The sequence below is a fragment of the Micromonospora sp. IBHARD004 genome (assembly GCF_052814115.1).
In genome coordinates this window covers 33783-58847 of the sequence record NZ_CP199934.1, presented here as the reverse complement: position 1 = coordinate 58847, position 25065 = coordinate 33783, and the positions used below count along the sequence as shown (strand labels likewise).

26 protein-coding genes are annotated in these 25065 nt (G+C 72.7%); 9 read left to right on the top strand and 17 right to left on the bottom strand.

The window, feature by feature from the left end; translation table 11 throughout:
- Positions 1-6: 6 nt before the first annotated feature.
- A complete protein-coding gene (locus tag ACTWO6_RS00295; RefSeq protein ID WP_446217629.1) occupies positions 7-1794 on the bottom strand; it encodes an HSP90 family protein in 1788 nt (595 codons plus the stop codon).
- A 113-nt stretch (positions 1795-1907) separates the two neighbouring features.
- Between ACTWO6_RS00295 and ACTWO6_RS00290 the strand changes: the two genes are divergently transcribed.
- Positions 1908-3179: an MFS transporter gene (locus ACTWO6_RS00290; protein ID WP_446217628.1), complete on the top strand. Its 1272-nt coding sequence runs from the start codon at positions 1908-1910 to the stop codon at positions 3177-3179.
- On the opposite strand, the gene ACTWO6_RS00285 is transcribed toward ACTWO6_RS00290, so the two are convergent.
- Complete coding sequence (locus ACTWO6_RS00285) at positions 3176-4330, bottom strand: FAD-dependent oxidoreductase (protein ID WP_446217627.1); 1155 nt, start codon at positions 4328-4330, stop codon at positions 3176-3178. The genes ACTWO6_RS00290 and ACTWO6_RS00285 overlap by 4 nt on opposite strands.
- Positions 4331-4430: 100 nt before the next feature.
- On the opposite strand from ACTWO6_RS00285, the gene ACTWO6_RS00280 reads away from it, so the two are divergent.
- Positions 4431-5018: a TetR/AcrR family transcriptional regulator gene (locus tag ACTWO6_RS00280; RefSeq protein ID WP_446217626.1), complete on the top strand. Its 588-nt coding sequence runs from the start codon at positions 4431-4433 to the stop codon at positions 5016-5018.
- Positions 5019-5092: 74 nt separating this feature from the next.
- Here ACTWO6_RS00280 and ACTWO6_RS00275 read toward each other — a convergent pair whose 3' ends face one another.
- From ACTWO6_RS00275 to ACTWO6_RS00265, 3 genes are all read right to left on the bottom strand, one after another.
- Positions 5093-5995: a sulfurtransferase gene (locus ACTWO6_RS00275; protein WP_446217625.1), complete on the bottom strand. Its 903-nt coding sequence runs from the start codon at positions 5993-5995 to the stop codon at positions 5093-5095.
- Positions 5996-6150: 155 nt separating this feature from the next.
- Complete coding sequence (locus tag ACTWO6_RS00270) at positions 6151-6597, bottom strand: imidazolonepropionase-like domain-containing protein (protein ID WP_446217624.1); 447 nt, start codon at positions 6595-6597, stop codon at positions 6151-6153.
- Positions 6598-6600: 3 nt separating this feature from the next.
- Positions 6601-7368, bottom strand: coding sequence for an SGNH/GDSL hydrolase family protein (locus ACTWO6_RS00265; RefSeq protein WP_446220861.1), 768 nt, complete (start codon positions 7366-7368; stop codon positions 6601-6603).
- Positions 7369-7596: 228 nt separating this feature from the next.
- On the opposite strand from ACTWO6_RS00265, the gene ACTWO6_RS00260 reads away from it, so the two are divergent.
- Positions 7597-9069, top strand: a complete 1473-nt coding sequence (locus tag ACTWO6_RS00260; RefSeq protein WP_446217623.1) for a hypothetical protein — start codon at positions 7597-7599, stop codon at positions 9067-9069.
- 84 nt (positions 9070-9153) lie between these two features.
- On the opposite strand, the gene ACTWO6_RS00255 is transcribed toward ACTWO6_RS00260, so the two are convergent.
- The 7 genes from ACTWO6_RS00255 to ACTWO6_RS00225 all read right to left on the bottom strand — a co-directional run bounded on the left by ACTWO6_RS00255 (position 9154) and on the right by ACTWO6_RS00225 (position 14142).
- Positions 9154-10317, bottom strand: coding sequence for a hypothetical protein (locus tag ACTWO6_RS00255; protein ID WP_446217622.1), 1164 nt, complete (start codon positions 10315-10317; stop codon positions 9154-9156).
- Complete coding sequence (locus ACTWO6_RS00250) at positions 10314-10844, bottom strand: SigE family RNA polymerase sigma factor (RefSeq protein ID WP_446217619.1); 531 nt, start codon at positions 10842-10844, stop codon at positions 10314-10316. The genes ACTWO6_RS00255 and ACTWO6_RS00250 overlap by 4 nt, the downstream gene beginning before the upstream one ends.
- Before the next feature lie 241 nt (positions 10845-11085).
- Positions 11086-11742, bottom strand: a complete 657-nt coding sequence (locus tag ACTWO6_RS00245) for a hypothetical protein (RefSeq protein ID WP_446217621.1) — start codon at positions 11740-11742, stop codon at positions 11086-11088.
- Between the two features lie 475 nt (positions 11743-12217).
- Positions 12218-12976, bottom strand: coding sequence for a hypothetical protein (locus tag ACTWO6_RS00240; RefSeq protein ID WP_446217620.1), 759 nt, complete (start codon positions 12974-12976; stop codon positions 12218-12220).
- Positions 12973-13503, bottom strand: coding sequence for a SigE family RNA polymerase sigma factor (locus ACTWO6_RS00235; RefSeq protein WP_446217619.1), 531 nt, complete (start codon positions 13501-13503; stop codon positions 12973-12975). Before ACTWO6_RS00235 ends, ACTWO6_RS00240 begins: the two co-directional genes overlap by 4 nt.
- Positions 13504-13606: 103 nt before the next feature.
- The gene (locus tag ACTWO6_RS00230; RefSeq protein ID WP_446217618.1) at positions 13607-13954 is read right to left on the bottom strand and encodes a hypothetical protein; all 348 of its coding nucleotides are present in this window, start codon (positions 13952-13954) and stop codon (positions 13607-13609) included.
- Positions 13951-14142 carry a hypothetical protein gene (locus ACTWO6_RS00225; protein WP_446217617.1) on the bottom strand — a complete coding sequence of 64 codons (192 nt, stop codon included), beginning with the start codon at positions 14140-14142 and terminating at the stop codon, positions 13951-13953. The genes ACTWO6_RS00230 and ACTWO6_RS00225 overlap by 4 nt, the downstream gene beginning before the upstream one ends.
- Positions 14143-14359: 217 nt before the next feature.
- Here ACTWO6_RS00225 and ACTWO6_RS00220 point away from each other — a divergent pair, with 217 nt between their 5' ends.
- On the top strand, positions 14360-15163 hold the full coding sequence (locus tag ACTWO6_RS00220; protein ID WP_446217616.1) for a helix-turn-helix domain-containing protein: 804 nt from the start codon (positions 14360-14362) through the stop codon (positions 15161-15163).
- Positions 15154-15339, top strand: a complete 186-nt coding sequence (locus tag ACTWO6_RS00215) for a DUF397 domain-containing protein (protein ID WP_446217615.1) — start codon at positions 15154-15156, stop codon at positions 15337-15339. Before ACTWO6_RS00220 ends, ACTWO6_RS00215 begins: the two co-directional genes overlap by 10 nt.
- 56 nt (positions 15340-15395) lie before the next feature.
- On the opposite strand, the gene ACTWO6_RS00210 is transcribed toward ACTWO6_RS00215, so the two are convergent.
- Positions 15396-18566, bottom strand: a complete 3171-nt coding sequence (locus tag ACTWO6_RS00210; protein WP_446217614.1) for an Ig-like domain-containing protein — start codon at positions 18564-18566, stop codon at positions 15396-15398.
- A 362-nt stretch (positions 18567-18928) separates the two neighbouring features.
- Between ACTWO6_RS00210 and ACTWO6_RS00205 the strand changes: the two genes are divergently transcribed.
- The 4 genes from ACTWO6_RS00205 (at position 18929) to ACTWO6_RS00190 (ending at position 22318) form a co-directional block, all read left to right on the top strand.
- The gene (locus ACTWO6_RS00205; RefSeq protein ID WP_446217613.1) at positions 18929-20698 is read left to right on the top strand and encodes a proline--tRNA ligase; all 1770 of its coding nucleotides are present in this window, start codon (positions 18929-18931) and stop codon (positions 20696-20698) included.
- Positions 20699-20752: 54 nt separating this feature from the next.
- Positions 20753-21172 carry a CBS domain-containing protein gene (locus tag ACTWO6_RS00200; protein ID WP_446217612.1) on the top strand — a complete coding sequence of 140 codons (420 nt, stop codon included), beginning with the start codon at positions 20753-20755 and terminating at the stop codon, positions 21170-21172.
- A gap of 67 nt (positions 21173-21239) precedes the next feature.
- The gene (locus tag ACTWO6_RS00195) at positions 21240-21665 is read left to right on the top strand and encodes a SufE family protein (protein ID WP_446217611.1); all 426 of its coding nucleotides are present in this window, start codon (positions 21240-21242) and stop codon (positions 21663-21665) included.
- A 20-nt stretch (positions 21666-21685) separates the two neighbouring features.
- Complete coding sequence (locus ACTWO6_RS00190) at positions 21686-22318, top strand: DsbA family oxidoreductase (RefSeq protein WP_446217610.1); 633 nt, start codon at positions 21686-21688, stop codon at positions 22316-22318.
- Positions 22319-22389: 71 nt separating this feature from the next.
- Here ACTWO6_RS00190 and ACTWO6_RS00185 read toward each other — a convergent pair whose 3' ends face one another.
- From ACTWO6_RS00185 to ACTWO6_RS00170, 4 genes are all read right to left on the bottom strand, one after another.
- Complete coding sequence (locus ACTWO6_RS00185; RefSeq protein WP_446220860.1) at positions 22390-22938, bottom strand: YbaK/EbsC family protein; 549 nt, start codon at positions 22936-22938, stop codon at positions 22390-22392.
- Positions 22939-23003: 65 nt separating this feature from the next.
- Positions 23004-23198 carry a hypothetical protein gene (locus tag ACTWO6_RS00180; RefSeq protein ID WP_446217609.1) on the bottom strand — a complete coding sequence of 65 codons (195 nt, stop codon included), beginning with the start codon at positions 23196-23198 and terminating at the stop codon, positions 23004-23006.
- Positions 23199-23235: 37 nt separating this feature from the next.
- A complete protein-coding gene (locus ACTWO6_RS00175; protein ID WP_446217608.1) occupies positions 23236-24627 on the bottom strand; it encodes an MFS transporter in 1392 nt (463 codons plus the stop codon).
- An 83-nt stretch (positions 24628-24710) separates the two neighbouring features.
- Positions 24711-24971: a hypothetical protein gene (locus ACTWO6_RS00170; protein ID WP_446217607.1), complete on the bottom strand. Its 261-nt coding sequence runs from the start codon at positions 24969-24971 to the stop codon at positions 24711-24713.
- Positions 24972-25065: the final 94 nt, after the last annotated feature.

Below are 25065 nucleotides of genomic sequence, written 5' to 3'. Positions count from 1 at the left end.
GTCGGCTCACTCCCGTCCCGGTACGGCCCGGCCGAGCAGGCCGAGGAAGGAACTGTTCAGCAGCGCGGCGTCGACCGCGCGGATGGGGTGGTGCCCGAGCAGCAGCGCCTGCCCGTAGAGCGCCTCGACGGCGAGCCCCACCAGCTCCGGGTCGGTCAGCGTGGTGACCCGGCGGACCAGCGGGTTGCGGTGGTTGAGCACCAGCTGCGGCCGGTCCGGCGGGGCGGAGGCGGCGAGCGCGTCGAGCACCCCACCCCACAGCTCGTCGGCCCGGTCCCGGCTGGCGGCGAGCTGGTCGTGGAACGCCGCCGAGCGGCTGACCAGGTAGAGCGCCGGCAGCGACACCGGGTCGTACGCCCGGACCACCACCTCGCAGCCCAGCCGTTCCAGGGCCCGCTGCCCGCCGGCCAGGAACGGCCGCAGGGCCAGCTCGTCCCGCGGGTCCAGGCTGTCGAAGCGGGTGGTCAGATCGCTCGGCTCCAGCCGCTCGATGAGCACCGACCGGTCCACGGTGGGCAGTCGCTCGATCAGCTCGGTGTCGTACGTGTAGCCGCCGTTGACCAGCGCCAGATCCTGCGCCGCGGCAACCGCGGCGAGCTGGCGGAACTCGTCGAGGCTGGCGGCGTACCGGATCAGGCCGTGCCGCTGGCGGAACTCGGCGAGGGTCAGGGTGCCGACGTTGGTCTCCATCGGCCACCACTGGTCGACCAGCCGGAGCATCTCGTCGTCGTGCAGGGCGAGTGCCTTGACCCCGAGGTGGTGCACCTGGAGGAAGTCGCCGAGCCGCCGGGGGTCGTGCTTGGCGAGCCGGACCAGCCAGCCGCGCACCTGGTCGCCGAGGGCCTCGCGGACGGCGGTGAGCAGGGCGTCCTCGTAGAGAGCCTCGCGGCTGGCGGTGGGGCGCAGCTCGCTGGCGTCCACCACGCAGTGCGCGAAGAAGGCCCACTCCGGCAGCAGCCCGTCGGCGTGCTCGGTGAGCAGCATCCGCTTGAGGTACACCCGGTGACCGGCCCGGGCCGCCGGGTTCACCGGGGTGGGCAGGATGAAGGCGACGCCGGTCAACCCGGCCTCCGGCACGGACAGCGGCACCACGTCGAACGGGACGAAGCCGAGGAGCTCCTGGGCGTACCGGTGCAGGGCGGCCCGGTCCACCGGGGCGCCCGGGGTGATCGGCCAGGGCGGCGGCCCGGCGGTCGTGGGGGTGTCGCCGACCCGGACGTCGACCGGGAGCAGGCTGCCGTAGAGGCGGGCCAGCTCGGTCACCGTCGGCAGGCCGAACCACTGGTCGGCGTCCCGCCGGGGCACCAGCGTCACCGTCGTGCCCGGCTCGGCCCGGGCCTGGTCGGCCGGGGCGACCTCGACCGCGTACCGGCCGTCGGACCAGCCCGTCCAGTGCACGGTGGGCTGGTCGCCGTGCCGGGTGACGACCCGGATCTCGTCGGCGACCAGGAAGCAGGAGAGCAGCCCGATGCCGAACTGGCCGAGGAACTCGTGCCGGGAGAAGCCCAGCTCGTCGCGCTTGGAGCTGCGGCCGATGGTGGCCAGCAGCTCGTGCACCTGGGCCTCGGTGAGGCCGACGCCGGTGTCGTGCACCCGCAGGGTGCCGTCCCCGGTCAGCTCGGGCGGTTCGATCCGCACCCGGCCGGGAGCGTCCGGCTCGGTCGCCCGGCGGGCGGTGATCGCGTCCACGGCGTTCTGGAGCAGCTCCCGGACGTACACCCGGGGGCTGCCGTAGAGATGATGGCTGAGCAGGTCGACCACGCCACGGAGGTCGACCTGGAAGGTGCGGTCCACTTGCGCTCCCCGGTCCGATTCCGGCGCTCACCGTACCGGTGATCACCGACACTGTCCGTCCCGTTTCGGCCGGCTTGACCCTCGACCGGGTGCAGGCCGCAGGGTCCGTCGGCATGACCGCTCTCCCGCTCGGCCGCGATTACCGGCTGCTCTGGTCCGCCGCCGTCGCCTCCCGGTTCGGCGATTCCCTGCGTACACCGGCGCTGGCCCTGCTGGCCGCGACGCTGACCCGCGATCCCCGTTCGATCGCCGCGGTGACCGTGGCGGGGCAGCTCCCGCCGCTGCTCTTCGGCCTGCTCGGCGGCGTGTACGCCGACCGCTGGGACCGCCGCCGCACGATGGCGGCGGTGGACGGCCTGCGGGCCGCCGTGGTGGCCGCCCTGGCCGTCCTGGTGGCCACGGACCGGGCCGGCGTCCTCGTGCTGGCGGCGACGGCGGTGCTGCTGGCGACCCTCGGCACGCTCTTCGACGCCGCCTCCTTCGCGGTGCTCCCGGCACTGGTCCCGCCGGCCGCCCTACCCACCGCCAACGGCCGCCTCCAGGCCGGCACGGCGCTGGCCGGCGGCTTCCTCGGCGCCCCCCTCGCCGGCCTCCTCTTCACCCTGGCGGCCCCCCTCCCCTTCACCCTCGACGCCCTAACCTTCGCCGCGGCGGCCCTCCTGGTCCTCTCCCTCACCCCCACCCCCACCCCGACTCCGCGATCTTGCACTTGTGGCCCCGACGAAACTGGCGAAAAGGGGCGAGTCAGGGGCCACAACTGCAAGATCGGCGCGAGGAGTGGGGTGTGGGCGGGGGTGCGGTTCATTCGGGGGGAGCCGGTGTTGTGGCGGGTGGCGGTGCTCAGTGCGGGGACGAATCTGGCGATCAGTGGGTTGATGGCGGTGCTGGTGCTCTATGCGCTGGAGGTGCTGCGGGTGCCGGCGGCGGGGTACGGGCTCTTCATGACGGCCGTGGTGGCGGGCGGGCTGGGCGGCGCGGTTGGGGCGGGGCGGATCGCCGGCCGGCTCGGCACGGTGCCGGCGCTGCGGGCGGTGCTGGCGGTGCAGACCGTCGCCCTGGCCGGCTTCGCGCTGGTCCGGCACCCGGTGGCGGGCGCGCTAGCACTGGCCGTCTTCGCCGCCGGCAGCACGGTGTGGAACAGCCTCTGGGCCGCGTACGGCCAGGGCCGGGTGCCGGCCGACCTGCTCGGTCGGGTGGGCGCCGCGCAGCGGGTCGTCGCCCTGCTGACCGCGCCGGTCGGCGCGGCGCTCGCCGGGCTGGCCGGCGCCGCGTACGGGGTGGCGCCGGTGGTCGGCGCGGCGGCGGCGGTCTTCGCGCTGGTCACGCTCGCGGCGTGGCGGGCGCCGAGGTCGGCGCGCGCCGCCCGCCCCACCGGGGCGGCCTAGCCGGGGCGGTGGTTCAGGCCGGAGAGCCGCAGGGCGAGCCGCTGCCGGGCCGGCGGCAGCACGGAGGCGGTGCGGAGCAGCACGTCGCGCAGGGGGCGGCCGGCCGGGGGCACGGTGGCGAGCCCGGTGATCCGGTCGGCGAAGCCGACGACCTCCTCGGCGAGCGGCCGGCGGGCGGCGGCCCAGTGGTCGAGGAGCGCGTTCGGTCCGCCGTCGCGCACGTCGGCGAGGGTGTGACCGAGGGCGACCGCCTCGCAGATGCCGAGGTTCATCCCCTGCCCGCCGGCGGGGCTGTGCACGTGCGCGGCGTCCCCGGCGAGGAGCACCGGCCCGGCCCGGAACGTCGCGGCGATCCGGTGGTGGACCCGGAACCGCGAGGCCCACAGCACCTCGGTCACCCGGTCCGGCCGGCGGGCCGGCCCCCGCTCGTCGAGCAGGGCCTGGAACCGCTCGGCGTCCGGCTCGCGCGGCGCGTCGGCCACGGCGGCGACCAGCCGGACCACACCGCCGGGCAGCGGCGCCCAGACCAGCGGCCCCGGCCGGGCCAGGAAGAGGGCGACCTGGTCGCGCGGGAGCGCGCTCTCCACCCGCACGTCGGCGAGCAGGAACGACTCGCCGGGGTCGGGGGAACCGCCGAACCCGATCCCGGCCAGCTCGCGCACCGTGCTGCGCATGCCGTCGGCGCCGACCACCCAGCGGGCCCGGACCCTGGCGCCGTCGGCGAAGCCGGCCGTCGCGCCGGCTTCGTCGCAGGTCAGGCCGGTCATCGTGGACGGCCGCAGCACCCGGCCGCCGAGCGCGGTGAGCCGCTCGGCGAGCACCGCCTCGGTCTCGGACTGGGAGACCATCAGCGCGAACGGGTAGCGGGACGGCAGCGTGCCGAAGGGGACGCTGAGCAGCACCCGGTCCCGGTCCCGCACGGTGAAGCGCGGCGCGGGCAGCCCCCGGGCCACCAGCGGCGCGGCGGCGCCGATCCGGTCCAGCTCCTCCAGGGTGTACGCGTGCACGACGGCCGCGCGGGAGGTGACCGGAGGCTGCGCCAGCCGGTCGACCACGGTCACGTCGACGCCGCGCCCGGCCAGGGTCGCGGCCACGGCCAGGCCGGTCGGTCCGGCCCCCACCACGAGGACGTCGGTGCGTTCGGGCAGCATGGCCCACCTCCATTGCCAACAAGTGTTTGCCAACGCTTGTTGGCAACGTTAGGCGCGGGGCGCCGTCGATGTCAACGCTTGTTGGCATACAGTCGTGGGCATGACCGACGCCACACCCCGCGCCCGCCGCTCCGACGCCACCCGCGCCGCGATCCTCCGCGCGGCCCGGGAACGGTTCGCCGCCGACGGCTACGACCGGGCCACCATCCGGGCCATCGCCGCCGACGCCCACATCGACCCGTCGATGGTGATGCGCTACTACGGCAGCAAGGAGGGGCTCTTCGCCGCGGCGGCCGAGTTCGACCTGCGCCTCCCCGACCTGGCCGGGGTGCCCTCCGGGCAGCTGGGCGAGGTGCTGGTCCGGCACTTCCTGGACCGGTGGGAGGGCGACGAGACGCTCGCCGCGCTGCTCCGGGCGGCCAGCACCAACCCGGGCGCGGCCGAGCGGATGCGCGGCATCTTCGCCGACCAGCTCGGCGCGGTCGTGGCCCGGTTCGGCACCGACCCGGCGACCACCGCCCGCCGGGCCGGCCTGGTGGCCAGCCAGATCCTCGGCCTGGCCTTCACCCGCTACATCGTCGGCCTGCCGCCGATGGTGGACGCGGAGCCGGCCGAGCTGGTCGGCTGGGTCGCCCCGACCCTCCAGCGCTACCTGACCGGTCCGGCCCCGGACCCGCGTACCCGCTGAGCAGCCGGCACCCGCGAACGCCGACGGCCGTGGCCACCCGGGGGTGACCACGGCCGTCGGCGGCGCTGGGAAGGTCAGCCGGCGAGACCGCCCGGCTGGTCGCCCTTCACGACGGGAGCCCGGACCAGGTTGCCCCACTCGGTCCACGAGCCGTCGTAGTTGCGCACCTGCGGGTAGCCCAGCAGGTGGTGCAGCACGAACCAGGTGTGGCTGGACCGCTCGCCGATCCGGCAGTACGCCACCACGTCGTCCGACGGGCTCAGCCCGAGCTGGTCGGCGTAGATCGCGCGCAGCTCGTCGGCGGACTTGAAGGTGCCGTCGTCGTTCGCGGCGGACTTCCACGGCTTGCTCACCGCGCCCGGGATGTGCCCGCCGCGCAGCGCGCCCTCCTGCGGGTAGTCCGGCATGTGCAGCATCTCGCCGGTGTACTCACCCGGCGAGCGCACGTCGACCAGCGGGCGACCGGCCGCGATGTGCGCCATCACCTGCTCGCGGAACGCCCGCAGCGGAGCGTCGTTCCGCTGCGGCACCGGGTACTCGGCGCGCGGGCGGGTCACCTTCTCCCGGGTCAGCTCCCGCCCCTCGGCGATCCACTTCTGCCGGCCGCCGTCGACCAGCCGCACGTCCGGGTGGCCGAAGAGGGAGAAGACCCAGAGGGCGTACGCGGCCCACCAGTTGAAGTTGTCGCCGTAGAAGACCACCGTGTCGTTCCGCCCGATGCCCTTCGCGGCGCAGAGCTCGGCGAACCTCTTCGCGTCCAGGTAGTCCCGGGTGATCTCGTCGTTCAGCTCGGTGTGCCAGTCGACCTTGACCGCACCCGGGATGTGACCGGTGTCGTAGAGCAGCACGTCCTCGTCGGACTCCACCACGACGAGGCCCTCGTCGCCCAGGTGCTCGGCCAGCCACTCGGTGGTGACCAGCCGCTGCGGGTCGGCGTACGACTGGAGGCGGGGATTCGGATCGCTCGGCACAGGCATGATGCCCAAGGTACGCCCGATCCCGGGCCGGCGGCCCGCCAACGGAAATCGGGTGCAGCGGATGTGGCGGGCCGCACGTGACGGTCCCGGAACCCGCCGACCAAAGGGGATCGCCATGACCGTACGGCAGCAGGCCGGGCCGCCCCGACCGACGGTCAGGCGCGGCGGTGCACCAGCCGGCCGGCCACCACCGTGGCGAGGCAGGTGCCGTCGTCGGCGAAGACGGCCAGGTCCGCCCGGCCGCTCGGGACCAGCGCCGCCGGTCGGAGGGCGTCCAGCACCGCGACGTCGCTGCGGACGGCCGCGGCGCGAAGCCCCGGGTCGGTCACGTGCGCGGCGAGCACCGCGGCGACCCCGAGCCGGAACAGGGCGTGCACCCGCTCGCGCAGGGTGGGGGCGGCAGGCAGCGGCCCGTCGTGCACCAGCGCCGGACCGAGGGTCCCGGGCCAGCGGCGCACCCGCGCCTGCGGGTACGCCCCGACCAGCTCGTCGAGCGGCCCGATCGCGGCGATCCGGGCCCCGTCGACCAGGACCGCCCCGTCGGCGGTCGGCTCCTCGTCGAGGGTGCGCCGCAGCAGCGGCGCCGTGTGCAGGGTGTGCACCGGTCAGTCGGTGAGCGGGCCGAGGATCGGCCGCTTCGCGGTGACGGTGTCGCCGGAGGAGCGGCCGGTCAGCCGCCGCTTGATCCAGGGCGCCAGGTGCTGGCCGGCCCAGCGCAGGTCGGCGGCGCGTGCGGCCAGCCACGGGGTCGGCGCCGGGTGCAACGGCACCATCAACCAGTCCTCGTCGCAGCCGACGCCGAGGGCGGTCAGCACCTGCCCGGCGACCCGCCGGTGCCCGGCCGCCGACAGGTGCAGCCGGTCGGTGCTCCAGAGCATCGGGTTGAGGTAGGTGTCGTCGGCGTACAGGTCGACCAGGATGGCGCCGTGCCGCTCCGCGACCTCACCCACCACCCGGTTGAGCAGGGTCACCCTGGGTGCCACGAGACGCTGGCCGGGTAGCCGGGCCATCACGTCGGCGAACCGGAAGAGGATCACGTCCGCCCCGCCGGAGCGCAGCTCGCCCACCACGTCGTCGAAGCGGGCGACGAACGAGTCCGGGTCGAACGTCCGACGCAGCACGTCGTTGCCGCCGGCGGCGAAGCTGATCAGGTCGGGCTTCATGGCCAGGGCGGCCGGCACCTGCTCGGCCACGACGCTGGGGAAGAGCCGACCCCGGATCGCCAGGTTGGCGTACCCGAAGTCCGGGCCGGCCTCGGCGGCGAGCCGGGTGGCGACCAGGTCCGCCCAACCGCGGTAGGTCCCGTCCGGATACGCGTCGTCCATGCCCTCGGTGAAGCTGTCGCCCACCGCCACGAAACTGCGCCAGCGCACCTGCTGCCCTCCGGTTCCCGGGTTCCCATCGGTGCCGGCCATTCTGGCACCGCAGGTGGTCGACGGGCACCGGCCGCGTACGGACGTGGCGTGGCCCACGCCGCCGACGGGTGTCACGGGGCAGAAAATCGGACGCTCGGGCGGAAATAATGACGCGCGATCCCAGTCGGGGATGGTCCGGAGTGGACGCAGCCCCCGATCCGCCGGACCCGAGCGAGGACGCACGCCATGACCGAGGGACCGCCCTCCGTTCCCCCACCGGGACTCCCCGGGCCGTACGGGCCGCCGCCCTATCCGCCACCGGGGCCGTACGCTCCGCCGCCAGCACCGGGCCGGCGGTCCCGGCGCGGCCTCTGGATCGGGCTCGGCGCGGCGGTGCTGGCCCTGTCCCTGTGCGCGGTGGGCTCGCTCGTCGGGCTGAGGTCGTACCTCGACGAGCGGAACGACGCCTCGGCCGCCGCGCTCGACGACACCTACAACCCGATCAGGCAGGAGAAGATCGAGGCGCTGCTGGCCGCGCACACCAGGGCGCTCACGGAACGGGACGAGAAGGCGTTCGTCGCGCCGTTCGATCCGACGGCGAAGGGCCTGGCCGCGGAGCAGACCAGCCTGTACCGGAACCTGAGCAAGCTGCCGCTGGCCGACGTCCGCTTCAAGTACCTCACCAAGGGCGACTTCCGCCCGGTGGGCGGCGGGCATGAGGTCGACGTGACGTTGGCGTTCGTGCACCGGTTCGACGGCTTCGACGTCGGCCCGGTCGAGGAGTGGTACCGGTGGACGATCGTCCAGGCCGACAAGGACGCCCCGCTGAAGGTCACCCGGGCCGGCGGCCTCCCGGAGGAGCGCAAGCGAAACGCGGTCACCCACTACCCGGCCCCCTGGGACAAGTGGCGGAACATCCACGTCGAGCGGACCCCGCACACCGTGCTGCTCGTCGATGAGTCGCTGCGAACGGAGGCGCAGCGGTACGCCCCGATCGCCGAGCAGGCCGCGGTGGACGACCTGGCCGCCTGGCAGGCCGGCGGGGTGAGCGCCCCGGCACCGTCGGGCTTCGTCATCTCCCTGGTCAAGGGTCGTGCTGAGCTGGGTTCCCTCTACCGGACCACGAAGGAGACGCCCACCGAGTCCGGGGTCGCGATCCCGGTGCCGCCAGAGGGTGTGCTCAACAGCGAGGAGAAGGGGCCGGTGGTCGGGGCCACCCGGGTGGTGATCGACGTCCGCGACGCGTACCACTTCACCAGGGGCACCCGGGAGCGGCAGCTGAACCTCTTCCGGCACGAGATCGGCCACGCGCTGGTCGGCAACCTCACCGCCCGTGCCCCCGGCTCGTATGTGCTCGGCGAGCGGGAGACATGGGTGGTCGAGGGGTTCGCGGAGTACCTGGGTCACGGCCGGAAGCCATGGCTGACCAGCGAGCGTACGGCCGACTCCCGGGCGGTGATTCGGGAGATCGGCCAGCCGCGCTCGCTACCGGGCAGCCTGACCTGGGACCAGGAGGGCCGGGTCGGCTACCACTACTGGCTGGGCCACTCGGCCATCGGCTACCTGGTCGAGCGGTACGGGGAGCAGAAGATGTTCCAGCTCGTGGCCGAGCACTACCGCAGCAGGAAGATCGGAGAGGTGACGCGGGACATCCTCGGGGTGTCGTACGAGGACTTCGAAAAGGCCTGGCTCGCCTATCTCAAGGCCAAGGTGCGCTGAGCGCGGGCAGAGCGCTGCGCTGATCCAAACAGCACCGCCTGAGCGGGGCGGACCACCGCCGGTGGTCCGCCCCCAGTCGTCAGGTCAACCGGCGACGTGCAGGATCTGCATGTCCCGGAACGCGGCCGGCTCCCGGGACTCGCTGATCTTGCGGCCGTCCGCGCTGATCAACACCAGGATGTTTCCGTCCAGGTCGCCAACCCGCGCAACCAGCGTGCCGTCCACCTGGAAGAACGCCTGCAGCAGGGTGCGCGCGCCGATCGGCAGGTCGAGCTGCTTCCCGGTGTGCGTGTCGAGCACGGCATCCACGTCCAGCCCCCGCGCCACATCCCCGGAGGTCTCGCCCGGGCCTCTGCGGAACAGCGCGATCCTGGAGCCGTCCGGGGAGAGGCTGGCCACGTCGAAGCAGTCGTACTTGGCGTTCCCGCCGAGCTTCGGAATGAACCACTGTCCCGCGCCGTCCGGAGTCGTCATGGTGACCTGACCGGTCGAGCCGTCCGGGAAGGCGAACACCTTCCCGTTGGCGGACCAGAGCGGGTGGCAGCCGAGGAGCTTGCCCACCTCGGTGAACGTGTTCGAGGCGAGGTTCAGTACGCCCCGCCGGCCCGCGCCCGGGTTGGCCGGGTCGACCAGCGCCAGCGCCAGCCGCTTCGAGTCGGGGGACCAGGTGGGGCCCCAGCAGTCGCCCTCCACCCCGGCGCGCACCTTGCGCCGGCCGGAACCGTTGACGTCCGCGACCCAGAGGTTGGCGTCCCGGTCCACCCAGGCCACCCGCTCGCCGTCCGGCGAGACGGCCGCGTTGGCCAACGCCGACGTGCGCGGGACGCTGAGCAGGTCCACCGGTACGCCGCCCGGCTTCCAGGAGCGCAGTCGCGCCGTGGTCGCAGACGAGGGGTCGGCTGCCGGGCCGTAGAAGACCCGGCCGATCGTCGCGGTCGCCGCCGGTTCCGAGGTGGTGGTCGCCGGGGGGCTCGCGGTCGGCGCCGGCGTCGGGGTCACCTCGACCGGCGGCCAGCTCGCGGTGAGGGAGGGGCCGGCGGGGGCGGGCGCGGGTGCCCCGCCGTCCGGGCGGATGGCGAACGCGGTGCCGGTGGCGGCGGCGACCAGCACCAGGGCGGTGGCCGAGGTGGCCACGGCCCGCTGGATGCCGAGCCGGCGGGAGGTACGCAGGGCCCGGTCCCGCAGGTCGACCGGGGTGACCTCCTCGGCCAGCCCGGCCAGGTCGAGCCGGAGGCGGTCGTGGTTCATCGGGCGCTTCCTTCCAGGACGTACAGCTCGGCGAGTTCCGGGGCGACGGTGCGCAGCTTCGCCAGTGCCTTCGAGGTCTGGCTCTTGACGGTGCCGATCGTGACGCCGAGCAGGTCGGCGGCCTCGGCCTCGGTGCGGTCCTCGAAGAACCGCAGGACCAGCACGGCCCGCTGCTTGGCGGAGAGCTTCGCCAGCGCGGCCCGCAGGGTCAGCCGGAGGGTGGTCTGCTGGGCGTGGTCGGGGGCCCAGTCGCCTCCGCGCGGCTCGGGCAGGTCGCCCGGCATCGACTCGGGAACCCGGCGCCGCCGCCACCAGGAGACCTGGAGGTGGTACATGATCTTGCGGGTGTACGCCTCGGCGTTGCCGCTGTCGTGCAGCCGGCTCCAGGACCGGTGGGTCCGGGCCAGCGCCGACTGGACGAGGTCCTCGGCCAGGTGCTGGTCGCCGGTGAGCAGGTAGGCCGAGCGCAGGAGCGCGGGGGTCCGGTGACGGACGAACGAGTCGAACTCACTCAGCAGAGGGTCCACACGAGCCGATCCTTGGGTTAGGGGGGACATCAGCGTGACACCTCCCCAGACGCCACCCCGGCCGGCCATGGTTGCTGTCTCTCCCGAAAGAGAATTTGGACCGGCCATTTGCGCTGTGTGCGTCGCTCGGGAAGGCCACGGTGCCGCCGGCCGCAGAGAGGGGGGCCGCTGTCGGCCGGCGCCGAGGGCGCCAGCGGCCGGACGAGCGGTTCGCGCTCGTCCGGCCGTTTGTTGGCTGCAGCTACTCGTAGCAGTCCTGCTGATCAAACTGCACGGTGATGGACCGCACCTTGCCGTTCTGGACCTCGATCCGGTACACCGCGTCCGGATTGCCGGGCACCGGAACGAGCCCGCGGCCCTCGTCGGTAGGGGGCGTCCCGTCGATCCCCCGCCAACTCGGGTACGCCTGACGAACGCTCGCGCGGGAGGAGCCGACGCCGATGCCCTCGGCCGTCTTGACGCCCGCCGGCGGCACGATCGCGGCGACGCCCAGGCGGGTTGACCACCAGACGGTGCCCCCTTCGCCCTTCATCTCGGCACGGGCGGGACAGCCCGGAAAGACCTGCTTGTCGAGGTTCGCGAAATCGCTGATCATGCCCGTGGCCTCTGCCTGCTTCTTCGACATGCCCAGCGTGAGGGCGCCGAGGCCGTCGGGGCCGAGCACCAAGGCCGGCTTGTCGGACGGTTCTGCGGTATTGGACGGCGTCGCCGTCGGGGAGCCGCTGGCGGTCGCGGTGTGGGCGGCTACGGGAACCGCGGTGTGGCTGGGCGCCGCCTTCCCGGCATTGCAGGCGGTCAGGCCGGCCATCGCCAGCACGACCAGCGGCAGGGCCAACGCCTGCCGGAGGGCGCGGCGACGGGCGGTACGAGTGACGGAGTCAGCGACGAAAGCCTTCACGGGAACGGGCCCTTCAGGTGGGGGTGTCATTGCTTTTGCACCCTCCCAGACGTCGGTTTTCCAGTGCGGGGTTGCCGCCGCCGAAACAATTTTTCGGCGGCACGAACGAAAGCGGACCACCCGGATCGGGGTGGTCCGCTCGACGGCTGTTCAATCAGCCGCATGACGTATTTCAGGTCGGTGTGGAGCAACGATGGTCCACACCGGGAAAGAATTCAGCCCCCGCTCGCCGTCAGCGTGTACCGCGCCCGGTCGTTGCTCTGGGTCCTTTTCGCCTGGCCGGTGAGGACCTCGACGACGCCAGGGGCAGGCTGCCCACTTCCGGTGAACCGCACGCTGAAGGTGATGGTCAACGACTTGCCCGAAACAGATGGGCATCGCGTTGCGGATGCGGGGAGAGGCTGGTCAGGTCGAAGCAGACGCCCCAGCGGCCGGACGAGCGGTTCGCGCTCGTCCGGCCGTTTGTTGGCTGCAGCTACTCGTAGCAGTCCTGCTGATCAAACTGCACGGTGATGGACCGCACCTTGCCGTTCTGGACCTCGATCCGGTACACCGCGTCCGGATTGCCGGGCACCGGAACGAGCCCGCGGCCCTCGTCGGTAGGGGGCGTCCCGTCGATCCCCCGCCAACTCGGGTACGCCTGACGAACGCTCGCGCGGGAGGAGCCGACGCCGATGCCCTCGGCCGTCTTGACGCCCGCCGGCGGCACGATCGCGGCGACGCCCAGGCGGGTTGACCACCAGACGGTGCCCCCTTCGCCCTTCATCTCGGCACGGGCGGGACAGCCCGGAAAGACCTGCTTGTCGAGGTTCGCGAAATCGCTGATCATGCCCGTGGCCTCTGCCTGCTTCTTCGACATGCCCAGCGTGAGGGCGCCGAGGCCGTCGGGGCCGAGCACCAAGGCCGGCTTGTCGGACGGTTCTGCGGTATTGGACGGCGTCGCCGTCGGGGAGCCGCTGGCGGTCGGGCTCGGAGAAGGCTCGCCTGACGGCGACGCGGTCACCGTCACCGACGAGGTGTCGGCGGGCATGGGGGCCTGGCCCTCGTTGCGGGGCATGAATGCGAAGGCGGTGCCGGTGGCCGCGCCAAGCATGACGACTGCGGCGGCGGAGGTGGCGATCGCGCGCTGGATGCCGAGCCGGCGGGAGGTACGCAGGGCCCGGTCCCGCAGGTCGACCGGGGTGACCTCCTCGGCCAGCCCGGCCAGGTCGAGCCGGAGGCGGTCGTGGTTCATCGGGCGCTTCCTTCCAGGACGTACAGCTCGGCGAGTTCCGGGGCGACGGTGCGCAGCTTCGCCAGTGCCTTCGAGGTCTGGCTCTTGACGGTGCCGATCGTGACGCCGAGCAGGTCGGCGGCCTCGGCCTCGGTGCGGTCCTCGAAGAACCGCAGGACCAGCACGGCCCGCTGCTTGGCGGAGAGCTTCGCCAGCGCGGCCCGCAGGGTCAGCCGGAGGGTGGTCTGCTGGGCGTGGTCGGGGGCCCAGTCGCCTCCGCGCGGCTCGGGCAGGTCGCCCGGCATCGACTCGGGAACCCGGCGCCGCCGCCACCAGGAGACCTGGAGGTGGTACATGATCTTGCGGGTGTACGCCTCGGCGTTGCCGCTGTCGTGCAGCCGGCTCCAGGACCGGTGGGTCCGGGCCAGCGCCGACTGGACGAGGTCCTCGGCCAGGTGCTGGTCGCCGGTGAGCAGGTAGGCCGAGCGCAGGAGCGCGGGGGTCCGGTGACGGACGAACGAGTCGAACTCACTCAGCAGAGGGTCCACACGAGCCGATCCTTGGGGTGAGGTGGTGCATCATCCTGACGCACCTCCAGACGTCGCCCTCAGCCGCGGTGGTTGCCGTGCCTCGATGAGAAGTTTCGGCCGATCATCGGTCGCCGGTCGGAGGGTCGACCAACCCCTTCCGGTACGGACCCCAGGCGACGAAGCGCTGGAACAGCTCGCGCGGGGTCGGGCCGTCGTGCGGGTTCAGCCGGAACAGGTCGTGGGCCGCCTCGTGGTAGAGCCCGGACAGGTAGATGGCCAGCTCGACGGGGCTGTTGTCGAACTCGACCCGGAGGAGCAGCCGGGCCTCGGCGCACGGCCACGGCAGCCCGCACGCCCGGCACACCCACAGCGGGCGGATCGGCAGGTGCGGCGGGTGGCCCGGCGGGTACGCCCGCGGCCGGTCCGGGTACGGCCCGAGGCGGGGCACCGGGAGCTGACCGGGGATCACCAGCGCCCTCCGTTGGCCCGCCATTCCTGCGCCCGGGTCAACCGGCCGGGGCACCCCGGCCGCATCATCGGGAAGACCCGGGTCGGCTCGCACATCCAGTTCGGCAGGTTGATGCCCCGGACCCGGCGGGGCAGGGGCGGTGGCGGCACGGCCGTCCGGCACCGGAACCAGCGGAGCGCGTTGCGCATCTCGACCTCCTTCAGCACGTACGGGCCGGGGCCGCCCCTGCATCGGGGGGATTCACGGGCGGCCCCGCAGCGGGCCGGGAGGCGGCCCGCTGCGTGACAGTCTGCTGAGGACGGAACTACTCTCGGAAGGCATCGACGCTGGCCGTGGCGAGGTCAGGTCGGCTGTTCCGTCGGCGCGGGCGAGCCGTGGAGACGCCGGGAGGATCGTGGAGGAAGCGTGGAAGGTGAGCCGACCGCGGAGCTGATCCGGGCACAGCTACGCCGGCTGCGGGTGAACGCCGAGCTGAGCCAGGAGGAGTTCGGGAGGCTGGTCCACTTTTCCGGCTCCCAGGTCTCCGCCGTCGAGCTGGGCCAACGGCCGCTCGACCGGTTCTTTCTCAAGCGGGCCGACGAGGTGCTGGGCACGGGCGGACTGTTGACGTCCCTGCTCAAGCTCGCCGAGCGGGACGGGCAGCCGAGCTGGTTCCGGCCCTGGCTGGAGGCGGAACGTCAGGCACACCAGCTGCGCTGCTACCAGCCCAGTCTGGTGCCCGGTCTGCTCCAGACCGAGAACTACGCCCGGGCGCTGATTCGCTGCGACGACACGATCAGCGATGACGAGGTGGAGCGACGACTGGCAGTCCGGATGGATCGGAAGTCCATCTTCCTTCAGCCCGACCCACCCAAGTTTGTAGCCGTAATAGAGGAGTCGGTTCTTCGCCGTGCCGATGAGGGATTCCGAGGACTGATGGTCCAGCAGATCGACCATCTGATCGAGTCCGCGGAACATCCGCACATCACGGTGCACGTCATCCCTACCGAGGTCAGCGTGCATGTCGGGCTGGTCGGACCCTTCGTCCTAGGCCGGAGCATCGACGGCGGATGGGTTGGTCATCTGGAGACCCAGCTCGGCGGCGTAGTGGTCGACAGAGACGAGGATCTAGCTATTCTGCTGTCGAGGTGGGAGAGCGTCCGCAGTGAGGCACTGTCTCGCCGGCAGTCGGTCGAGCTGATGAAGGAAGTGATGACGTCATGGAGCTGATCGGCGCTATCTGGCGCAAGTCCACCCGCAGCGGTACCCAGGGCGAGTGCGTCGAGGTGGCCGACAACCTGCCCGGCGTCGTCGGCGTCCGCGACAGCAAGGACCCGACCGGCCCGGTCCTCACCTTCGACCCGCAGGCCTGGCGCGCCTTCGTCGCCTTCGCCAAGCAGCACTGACCCGACCGTACGGCGATGGCCCCGGCACCGAGTGCCGGGGCCATCGTCTCAGCGCATCAGTTGACGGTCACGGGGATGGTCTTCGGCGGCTGCTGTAGCTGCCCGTAGTTGTCGACCGCTCTGATCGACACGGTGTAGGCGCCCGCCGGAATCACCGGCGACGTGTACGCGAAGTTCGACCCCGGCGAACCCGGGCTGGTGAGGAAGGCCGCGATCCAGGGGGAGCCGCCGAACACACCGGAGGAGTTCATCCCCTGACCCGCGCTGTTGACGATCTGGATCTCCACTCGAGCCATCCCGACGTCGTCCACGGCACGTCCGGTGACCACGATCCTCGAGTCGGTGTAGACCTGCCCGTCCTGCGGGGTGAGGCTCGGTTCCAGCCGTGGGTCGAGGTCGCCCGGGTACACGAGGTATCGGGCGGTCGCGCCGGAGGTCGACCCGTCCTGCTGGCCCGACGTGTCGACCGCCCACGCCTCGACGCTGTACTCACCCTTGGTCGGCAGGTCGATCGGCAGGGTGAACGTGGTGCTCGTCGCGCCGGGCGAGGCGAGCGTGGCGTTCACCGTGGCGAAGCTCGCCGCCATGGTGCCGTTCGGCTGCACGTAGCGACCGGTGTCCAGGTCGCGCAGCGCCACCCGCACGCCCTGCACGCCCTTGTCGTCGGTCGCCGTGCCGGCCAGGTTGAGATGCAGCTGCTCGACGTTCTGGTCAACCCCGGTGAAGCTCAACAGACCGTTCGGGAACGCGTCACCGGGCACCTGCGCGGTGACGCTGAGCCGGCCCTGGTTGGCGCTCGCCGTCGTCAGGCCCAGGTTGTCGGTGGCCCGTACCCGGAAGTCGTACACGCCGGGCGTGAGCGGCACGGTGGTGTAGGACCAGTTGTACGACGCGGCGCTGAGGTTCGTCGGTGAGATCCGGTGGTAGGCCGCGATCGAGTCGGCGCTCCACGTGCCGTCGGCGGCCAGCGCCTCGCGCGTGGTGTTGTTGCGCAGGTAGATCTCGACCGACTTCACGGTGTCGTCGTCGCTGGCGGTCCCCGAGAAGGTGATGGAACCGCCGGGCGCGACGGTGATCGGTGCGGCAGCGGTGGGCGGTGTCATCGGTGCGGGGCTGCTGATGGACACCGCCGGCGGGACACCGGTCGCCGAGATGGTCCAGTCCCGGGTGTCGCCGCGCAGGTCACTCTGACCGGCGGTGTCGATGGCGGTGGCGGTCATCTTCCAGTCGCCCTCGATCGGGAGGGTCACCTCGACCTGCCAGGTGGTCGACAGCGCGCCGATGACATCCGGCTCGCTGCGGAACGTGTTGTAGACCGAGGCGACGGTCCCGTCGTCCTGAAGGTACTGGTTGTTCGGGGTGCGGAACGAGTACGTCAGCGCGTTGACGCCCTTGTCGTCGCTGGCGGTGCCGGTGGCGATGAAGCTCTTGGTGGTGAGCAGGCCGCCGGTCGGCGCGGTGATCCTCGTCGAGGGCGGCAGGTCGTCGAAGCTGAAGGCCTCGATCTTCTTGACGGCCTTCGTGGCATCGCTCGAGCCGTCGCGCCCGAACGTCTTCGCCTGGACCTGGTATTCGCCGGAGGGCAGCGACACCGAGAGGGACCACGAGGTCGAGGGGGTGTTCACCGCGGCGAGTGCGGCGTTGATGCTGTTGGCGGCGCCCCACGTCGCGAGGTCGTCCTGGAGGTACTGCTTGGAGCTCCGGTTCTGGATCTCGACCTGGACTCTGCTGACGCCGGCCGGGGCGGTCGCCTTCCCGTCGATCACGAACGGTGCGTTGGCGGGCTTGACCGCTCCCTCGATGGGCGTCGCGATCGTCGTGTCGACCGCCGAGGGCGCCGGCTCCCGGGTGAGGTCGAAGAATCCGACCCGCCCGACCGTCTTGCCGCCCTTGGTGTTGCCGTCGCCACCGACGAAGAGACCGCGCGAGGTGGCCAGCATGGCCTTCTCCCCCTCGTACGAGTTGGAGCCCGGGTTCCACTCGAGCGCCGTGCCGGTCTTCGGATCGAGAGCGCCCAGGTGGTCGCGGCGGACCACCTGGTCGCCGAGGCCGTAACCGCTCAGGCCCTGGCCCGTGCCGTACCCGACGTTGTCCAGGCCCGGCCACGGGACGTTGGAGGTCGGCGATTCCTGCCAACTGAAGTGGCCGCCGACGTACACGGCCTTCTCGGTGATGGCGACCGAGTAGATGCTGTCGAAATGACGGGACACCCAGATCGGCTCGACGTTGTCGTTGCCGGTCACCGGGAACGCGATCGCGGTGTCGTTGATCGGCGGGCGGTCGCCGCCCGAGCCGCTGGTGACGACGAAGTACGAGTCGTCCGGCGCGATGTCACCGGCGAAGACCCGTTGGATGCCGCCGACGAAGGAGAGGTTGTCCTCCCACAGGCGCGTGCGCCAGGGCTGGAGAGCCTTGGTGGCGGTGTTGATCAGACCGACGCCGTAGCGGTCCTGGCCGGCGATCTGGCGACCGGTGTGGACGACCAGCAGCTTGCTGTCGTCGTGCGTCAGCTTGAGCTGCTGCACGGTGAGCAGGCCGCCGACGCCGATGCCGCCGGTCAGCGGCAGGTTGAATCCGCTGTCCACCGCGCCCGTGGTCGGGTTGAGCGCGGCCAGGCCGCGGCGACTCACGCCGTTCACCTTCGCGAACTGGCCACCCACGTACACCGCGGTGCTGCTCACGGCCAGCGCGGTCGCGCGGGCGTCCGCGGTCGCGGTGAACGCCGCGATCGGCGCACCGGTGAGTGGGTTGAGCTTGGCGATCTTGCGCTTGGTGACCCCACCGACGGTGTTGAACGACCCCGCGACGTAGAGCGACGTGCCGTCCGGCGAGGCCTCGACGGCCTCGACGGATCCGTCGAACGTCGGCCGGAAGCCTGTGTCGATCTTGCCGGTGTCGATGTTGTACGAAGCCAGCGACCGCTGCGCGATCGGCGTCGCGCCGACGTTGGCGATCGACGTGAAGGTGCCGGCGATGAAGACCCGGCTGCCGACCACCTCGATGTCCGTGATCTCACCGTTGGTGATCCTCGGTACGTCGGTGCGCGGCGTGCTCGGCACCAGCCGGGTGTGCCCCGGCACCGGTTGGGACGCGACCGCGACCGCGGCCGTGCGGGCGACAGCGCCCGTGGCGAGCGTGCCCGCCACCGTGCTCGCGGCCGCCGGTAGGCCGGTCAACACCACCGCCCCGGCAACCAGACCCGCTATGGCGCGGCTCCGAACGTGCATCGAGACAACCCCCAATAGACGCCGGAATCGCGCCACCGGGTCGGACCCCGGCAACGTCCACCCGCTGGCGTGCCGGAGTCACCGTAGGAGGGAGTGTCCGCCTGCGATAAGAAGGCCCGTCGGAAATCGACCGCTCGACATCAATTCCGGCCCCCGCGGCCGACCCCGCCACCTTCGGATCCACACCCCCTCCCCCAATCGGATCGATGCGCGACCGCCCAGCGGGGCGTCACCTGTCTGATCGACGTATCCAACTGGCCGCAGGTCGAGCGAGCGTCCGGGACGACGTCGCCGATGAGGCGCGGCGTGACCGCGACCGAATAGGATCGCGGCCTCCCGCACACCGGTCGTAAGCTGCGGCAATGCTGCTGCGCATGTCGACCCTGCTGCTCCGGACCCTGCGCGAGGACCCGGCGGACGCGGAGGTGCCGAGCCACCGCCTCCTGATCCGCGCCGGCTACGTCCGCCGCGCCGCGCCGGGCGGCTACACCTGGCTGCCGCTGGGCAAGCTGGTGCTGGACCGGGTGACCGAGATCGTCCGGTCGGAGATGACCGCCGTCGGTGACCAGGAGGTGCACTTCCCGGCGCTGCTGCCGGCGGAGCCGTACCGGACCAGCGGGCGGTGGACGGAGTACGGCGACGACATCTTCACCCTCGCGGACCGGAAGGGCGCCGAGCACCTGCTCGCCCCGACCCACGAGGAGATGGCCGCGCTGCTGGTCAAGGACCTCTTCTCCTCGTACCGGGACTTTCCGGTGACGCTCTTCCAGATCCAGACGAAGTTCCGGGACGAGGCCCGGCCCCGGGCCGGCCTGCTGCGCGGGCGCGAGTTCCTGATGAAGGACGCCTACTCGTTCGACCTGGACGAGGCCGGTCTGCAAGCGGCGTACGCCCGGCACCGCGAGGCCTACACAAGGGTCTTCGACCGGCTCGGGCTGGACTACACGGTGGTGCACGCGATGTCCGGGGCGATGGGCGGCTCGGCGTCGGAGGAGTTCCTGGCCGCCACGCCGGTCGGCGAGGACAGCTTCGTCGGCTGCACCGCCTGCGACTACGCGGCCAACACCGAGGCGGTGGTGACCCGCGCCCCGGCGGCCGGGGACCCGGACGCCCACCCGGCGCTGGAGGTGCACGACACCCCGGAGACCCCGACCATCGCCTCGCTGGTCGAGCTGGCGAACGCGCGCGGCCTCGGCGGCCGGCGCGACTGGACCGCGGCGGACACCCTGAAGAACGTGGTGCTGACCGTACGTCGGCCCGGCGCCGAGGAGTCCGAGCTGCTGGTGATCGGGGTGCCCGGGGACCGGGAGGTGGACCTCAAGCGGGTCGAGGCGGCGCTGCACCCGGCCGCGGTCGCGGTCTTCGACGACTGGCCGGCCCACCCCGAGCTGGTCCGCGGGTACATCGGGCCGCAGATCCTGGAGAAGCTCGGCGTCCGCTACCTGGTCGACCCCCGGGTGGTCACCGGCACCGCCTGGCTGACCGGGGCCAACGAGCCGGGTCGGCACGCGGTCGACGTGGTCTGCGGCCGGGACTTCACCCCGGCGGGCACGATCGAGGCGGCCGAGGTACGCGCGGGCGACCCGTGCCCGGCGTGCGAGGCCGGCGAGCTGACCATGCGGCGGGGCATCGAGGTCGGGCACATCTTCCAGCTCGGCCGGCGGTTCACCGACGCGTTCGCCGTCGACGTGCTCGGCCCGGCGGGCAAGCCGGTCCGGCCGACGATGGGCTGCTACGGCATCGGGGTGTCCCGGGCGGTGGCGGCGGTCGCCGAGCAGCACCACGACGAGCGGGGTCTGGTGTGGCCGGCGGCGGTCGCGCCGTGCGACGTACACCTGGTGGCGGCGGGGAAGGGGCCGCAGCTCGACGCGGCGCTGGACCTCGGCGGACGCCTCTCCGCCGCGGGCCTGCGGGTGCTGGTCGACGACCGCACGCACGTCTCGGCGGGGGTGAAGTTCACCGACGCGGAGCTGATCGGCATCCCGCGCGCCGTCGTGGTCGGTCGCCGGCTCGCCGACGGGTACGTCGAGCTGCGCGACCGGGCCGGCGGCGAGCGGATCGAGCTGCCGCTGGACGGTCTGGTCGAACGGCTGGCCGACGAGGTGCGCGCGGCGCGCCGCGACGGGGTGTAGCGAACGCGCCACGGGGTACCGCTGCGGCATCGACCGAGGTTTGCGGAGGCTCTCATGTACCGGGTCAGCGACGTGATGACGAAGCAGGTGGTCTACCTCCCTGCGGAGACCATGCTGGACGAGGCGGCCAGGGTGATGAAGGAGGCGGACATCGGCGACGTGGTGGTCACCGACGGCGCCACCCTCGCCGGCATGCTGACCGACCGCGACATCGTGGTGCGGGCGGTGGCCGACCGCGCGGACCCGGCCAGCACCACCATCGGCTCGATCATCACCCGCGAGGTGGTGATGATCGAACAGCACTCCACCGCGAGCGAGGCGGCCGCGCTGATGCGCGAGCGCAACATCCGGCGGGTGCTGGTCTGCGACAACGAGCGCAAGCTGGTCGGCATCGTCTCGCTGGGCGACCTGGCCATGCAGCTCGACCCGAACTCCGCGCTCGGCGACATCAGCGAGGCCGCCCCGAACATGTGACCCGGCCGACGCGGCGCCCTCCGCCCGACCCCGGTGGGCGCCGCCCGGACGGCGGTAGCCTGACGGGATGCCCGAGATGCCGACCAAGCTGGCCGAGATCGTCGACGAGTTCGCCGCCGCGCCCCGCGACCTGGTGCTGGAGATGCTCCTCGAGTACGCCGACGTCATCCCGCCGCTGCCCGCGGAGATCGACCGGGAGGGCATGGAGCAGGTGCCCGAGTGCCAGACGGCGTTCTTCCTGCGCGCCCAGGTCCAGCCGAACGGGACGGTGCTCACCTGGTTCGACTGCCCGCCGGAGGCGCCGACCACCCGCGCCTTCGCCGGCATCCTCGCCGAAGGGCTGGCCGGGGCGAACGCCGAGCAGGTGCTGGCCGTGCCGGACGACCTCTACCAGCGGATGGGGCTGGCCCAGGCGATCAGCCCGCTGCGGGTGCGCGGCGGGACCGCGATCCTGGCCCGGCTCAAGCGACAGGTGCGGGAACAAGCCGGCTGAGCTGGGCGTTCACCCCGTTCATGGAGATCGAAATCTACGCCGACGTGGTCTGCCCCTGGTGCTGGATCGGCAAGCGCCGGCTGGAGCAGGCCCTCGAGTCGTACGACGGTGAGGTGACCGTCCGGTACCGGCCGTTCCAGCTGGACCCGACGCCGGTCACCGAGCCGAAGCCGCTGGTCGAGGCGATGGGCGCGAAGTTCGGCGGCCGGCAGCGGGCCGAGGCGATGTTCGCCCAGGTGGCGCAGGTCGCGGCCGGCGTCGGCCTGGAGATGCGCTTCGACCGGGCGGTGCATTCGAACACCTTCGAGGCGCACCGGCTGATCCGGTTCGCCACCGAGCGGGGCCGGGCCACCGAGACCATCGACGCGCTCTACCGGGCGCACTTCACCGACGGGATCGACGTCGGCTCGAAGGACGCGCTGGTCAAGCTCGCCGCCGAGGTCGGGCTGGACGAGGCCGAGACCCGGGAGTACCTGGACTCGAACGTCGGTCGGCGCGAGGTCGCCGCCGACCTGGCCGCCGCCCATCAGCTCGGGGTGACCAGCGTGCCGACCTTCGTGCTGGCCGGTAAGTACGCCGTCACCGGCGCGCAGGAGCCGGAGACGCTGCTCGCCGCCCTCCGCGAGGTGGCGCAGCGGGAGTCGGCGGCCTGACAGCCGGGCGTCCCGGACACCATCGACGATCGTGATGTTTCACGTGCAACGGAATCGACGTCCGCGATGATCTAGGCCGGCCTGGCCAGCCCCTCCACCACCGTCGCGCCGGGCAGCGCGCCGAGCGCCGGCCCGGGCAGCGCGATCTTGCTGTGCCGTACGCCGGATCCGATGATCACGTGCGGCACGGCGATCACCCGCGAGTCGACCAGGACCAGCCACTGCTCCGGCAGACCGATCGGCGTGATGCCGCCGTACTCCATGCCGGTCAGCTCCACCGCGTCGGCCATCGGCGCGAAGCTGGCCTTGCGGACGTCGAGCGTCCGGCGGACCACGCCGTTCACGTCGGCCCGGGTGGTGGCGAGCACGATGCAGGCCGCGTACCGGATCTCGCCCTCCCGCTTGCCGGCGACCACCACGCAGTTGGCCGACACGTCGAGGCCCACCTCGTACGCCGCGCAGAAGGCGGCCGTGTCGGCCAGCTCGGCGTCGATCGGCGCGACCAGCACGTCGTCCACGTCGACCGGCGCCTCCGCCGGCCACTGCTCGATCGCGGCGGCCACCGGCCGCGCCAGCAGGTCCAGCCGGGCGCGGGCCGGCTCGGTCTTCAGCGTCCCCATCACGGGTGCGATCCTCGCACCCGCGCCCCGGATCCGCTCGGCGGGCCCGGCCGGCCCCACCCCGATCAGCTCCCGGTGAGGAAGGCGTTCTCGCGGGCGAAGGTGCGGTCCTGCAGGGCGGCGAGCTGCTCCGCGCGGGCCAACCGGGCCCGCTGCGCTTCCACGTCCTCCAGGCCGTGCCGGACACCCAGCCGGATCACGCCGTAGAGGAAGACGAAACCGAACATGTAGAGGATCACCGTGGTGACGAGAACCAGCATGCCGCCACGGTAGAGCGAAGGTGAATCGCAGACGCGTTCATCTCCGCCCGGTTCCCCCGTACGTGTCCGGCAGCACGACCCGGCCCGCGAGCAGCACGCCGAGCAGCCCGCAGCCGGCCGCCACCGCGAGGGTGGCCGCATACCCGGCCGGACCGGGTGCCGCACCCGCGGCGAGCACCGCGCCGGTCAGCGCGAGCACGGTGGCGGCGAACAACGAGTCGCCCAACTGCAGCGAGGAGCTGTTCAGGCCCTGCTCACCGGGGGCGGAGAGAGCCAGGGTGAGCACCGACAGGGACGGGTAGAGCAACCCCATGCCGAGCCCGGCGGTGGCCCAGCCGAGCACCGCGAAGGGCACCGGCACGGCCGGCACGACGGTCAGCGCCACCACGGCCGTACCGGCGGTGATGCAGCCCAGCCCGGCCCGGGGCAGCGTGGCGGCGGAGCGCGGGGCGCGCAGCCGCCCCTGCAGCCAGGAGCCGGCCGACCAGGAGACCGCGCCCACGGTCAGCACCAGACCCGCCGCGGTCGGGGCGAACCCCCGCTCCCGGGAGAGCATCAGCGGGATCACCACCTCCGCCCCGGCGAACGCCGCCGAGGCGAGACCACGCAGGCCGATCACCGTCGGCAGCCCCCGCCGGGCCCGCAGGAAACCCGCCGGCAGCAGCCGCGGCGCGCAGCCGAGCAGCCCCACCAGGGCCACCGCCACCAGCCCGACCGCGAGCACACCGCGCTGCTGCCCCCCGTAGTGCAGCAGTGCGGCGCTCGCCCCCGCCCCGCAGGCCCAGCCGATCCGGGCCCACGCGCCGGCCGACGGCCGGACCGACGCCGACGCGCCGAGCGCCCGCAGCCCCGGCTGGATCAGCAGCACCGCCGGCACCGCGACCGCCGGCACCGCCAGGAAGACCCACCGCCAGCCCAGGTGCTCGACGATCAGGCCGGCCACCGCAGGACCGACCAGCGACGGTACGACCCAGGCCGCCGCGAACGCGGCGAAGACCCGCCGCCGCAGCTCCTCCGGGTACGCCTGACCCACGATCACGTAGAGCGCCACCGAGAGCAGGCCCGAACCGAAGCCCTGCACCACCCGACCGACGACCAGCACCCCCATCGCCGGCGCGGCACCGGCGACGAGCACCCCCACCACGAACCAGCCGACCCCGTGCCACATCGGCCCCCGGGGTCCACGCGCGTCGCACCAGATGCCGGAGACCACCATCGCGACCACGCCGGAGGCGAACGGGCCACCGAAGGCGAGCGCATACAGGGCCAGCCCGTCCAGGCTGCGCGCGACCGTCGGCATGGCGGTGCCGACGGCCAGGGCCTCGAACGCCAGCAGGGACACCAGGGCGACGCTGCCCACCGTCATCGCCCGCAGGCGCGGGGCGTACAGATGCTCGGGCGGGGCGGCCGGAGCGGCGGTGGCGGTCACCGGCGGTCGGCGCGAGGTGTGATCGGCATGGCCTCAGCCTCGGCCCTCAACCCGGGTTGAGGTCAACCGTGAGCCCGGTCTCGTCACGCCGACTCCAGCGCCTCGCCCACCCCCTTCACCAGCCCGGACATGTGCTGGTCGGCCAGCAGGTGCCCGGCGGTGATCACCAGCGCCAACGGCCACTCGATGACCTGCAACGCGGCCAGCACCCCGAGCCCCGCGTAATAGGCGACCTTGTCCGGCGGCGGCACCGCCACCTCGCCGAGCATCGGGATCTCCACCCGCCGGCCGTACGTGCGGAGCGTCTCCTGCGCCCCACTGAGGTTTCGTGTCAGCGCGCTCATCCGGCCTCCCCCGGTTCAGCCGTCATCGGCGTCCGACCGGCATTCCACCGGCAACCCCGTCCATGCCCCTGGTCAGCCGGGAAACTTCCCCTGC

What these genes read in the sequence shown, in the direction of transcription:
- ACTWO6_RS00275 (WP_446217625.1), bottom strand. Translation starts at nt 5,995, where the DNA reads ATGCCTGTGCCGAGCGATCCGAATCCCCGCCTCCAGTCGTACGCCGAC.
- ACTWO6_RS00205 (WP_446217613.1), top strand. Translation starts at nt 18,929, where the DNA reads ATGCTGCTGCGCATGTCGACCCTGCTGCTCCGGACCCTGCGCGAGGAC.
- ACTWO6_RS00180 (WP_446217609.1), bottom strand. Translation starts at nt 23,198, where the DNA reads ATGCTGGTTCTCGTCACCACGGTGATCCTCTACATGTTCGGTTTCGTC.
- ACTWO6_RS00215 (WP_446217615.1), top strand. Translation starts at nt 15,154, where the DNA reads ATGGAGCTGATCGGCGCTATCTGGCGCAAGTCCACCCGCAGCGGTACC.
- ACTWO6_RS00280 (WP_446217626.1), top strand. Translation starts at nt 4,431, where the DNA reads ATGACCGACGCCACACCCCGCGCCCGCCGCTCCGACGCCACCCGCGCC.
- ACTWO6_RS00240 (WP_446217620.1), bottom strand. Translation starts at nt 12,976, where the DNA reads ATGAACCACGACCGCCTCCGGCTCGACCTGGCCGGGCTGGCCGAGGAG.
- ACTWO6_RS00290 (WP_446217628.1), top strand. Translation starts at nt 1,908, where the DNA reads ATGACCGCTCTCCCGCTCGGCCGCGATTACCGGCTGCTCTGGTCCGCC.
- ACTWO6_RS00210 (WP_446217614.1), bottom strand. Translation starts at nt 18,566, where the DNA reads ATGCACGTTCGGAGCCGCGCCATAGCGGGTCTGGTTGCCGGGGCGGTG.
- ACTWO6_RS00260 (WP_446217623.1), top strand. Translation starts at nt 7,597, where the DNA reads ATGACCGAGGGACCGCCCTCCGTTCCCCCACCGGGACTCCCCGGGCCG.
- ACTWO6_RS00195 (WP_446217611.1), top strand. Translation starts at nt 21,240, where the DNA reads ATGCCCGAGATGCCGACCAAGCTGGCCGAGATCGTCGACGAGTTCGCC.
- ACTWO6_RS00225 (WP_446217617.1), bottom strand. Translation starts at nt 14,142, where the DNA reads ATGCGCAACGCGCTCCGCTGGTTCCGGTGCCGGACGGCCGTGCCGCCA.
- ACTWO6_RS00285 (WP_446217627.1), bottom strand. Translation starts at nt 4,330, where the DNA reads ATGCTGCCCGAACGCACCGACGTCCTCGTGGTGGGGGCCGGACCGACC.
- ACTWO6_RS00170 (WP_446217607.1), bottom strand. Translation starts at nt 24,971, where the DNA reads ATGAGCGCGCTGACACGAAACCTCAGTGGGGCGCAGGAGACGCTCCGC.
- ACTWO6_RS00200 (WP_446217612.1), top strand. Translation starts at nt 20,753, where the DNA reads ATGTACCGGGTCAGCGACGTGATGACGAAGCAGGTGGTCTACCTCCCT.
- ACTWO6_RS00255 (WP_446217622.1), bottom strand. Translation starts at nt 10,317, where the DNA reads ATGAACCACGACCGCCTCCGGCTCGACCTGGCCGGGCTGGCCGAGGAG.
- ACTWO6_RS00190 (WP_446217610.1), top strand. Translation starts at nt 21,686, where the DNA reads ATGGAGATCGAAATCTACGCCGACGTGGTCTGCCCCTGGTGCTGGATC.
- ACTWO6_RS00185 (WP_446220860.1), bottom strand. Translation starts at nt 22,938, where the DNA reads ATGGGGACGCTGAAGACCGAGCCGGCCCGCGCCCGGCTGGACCTGCTG.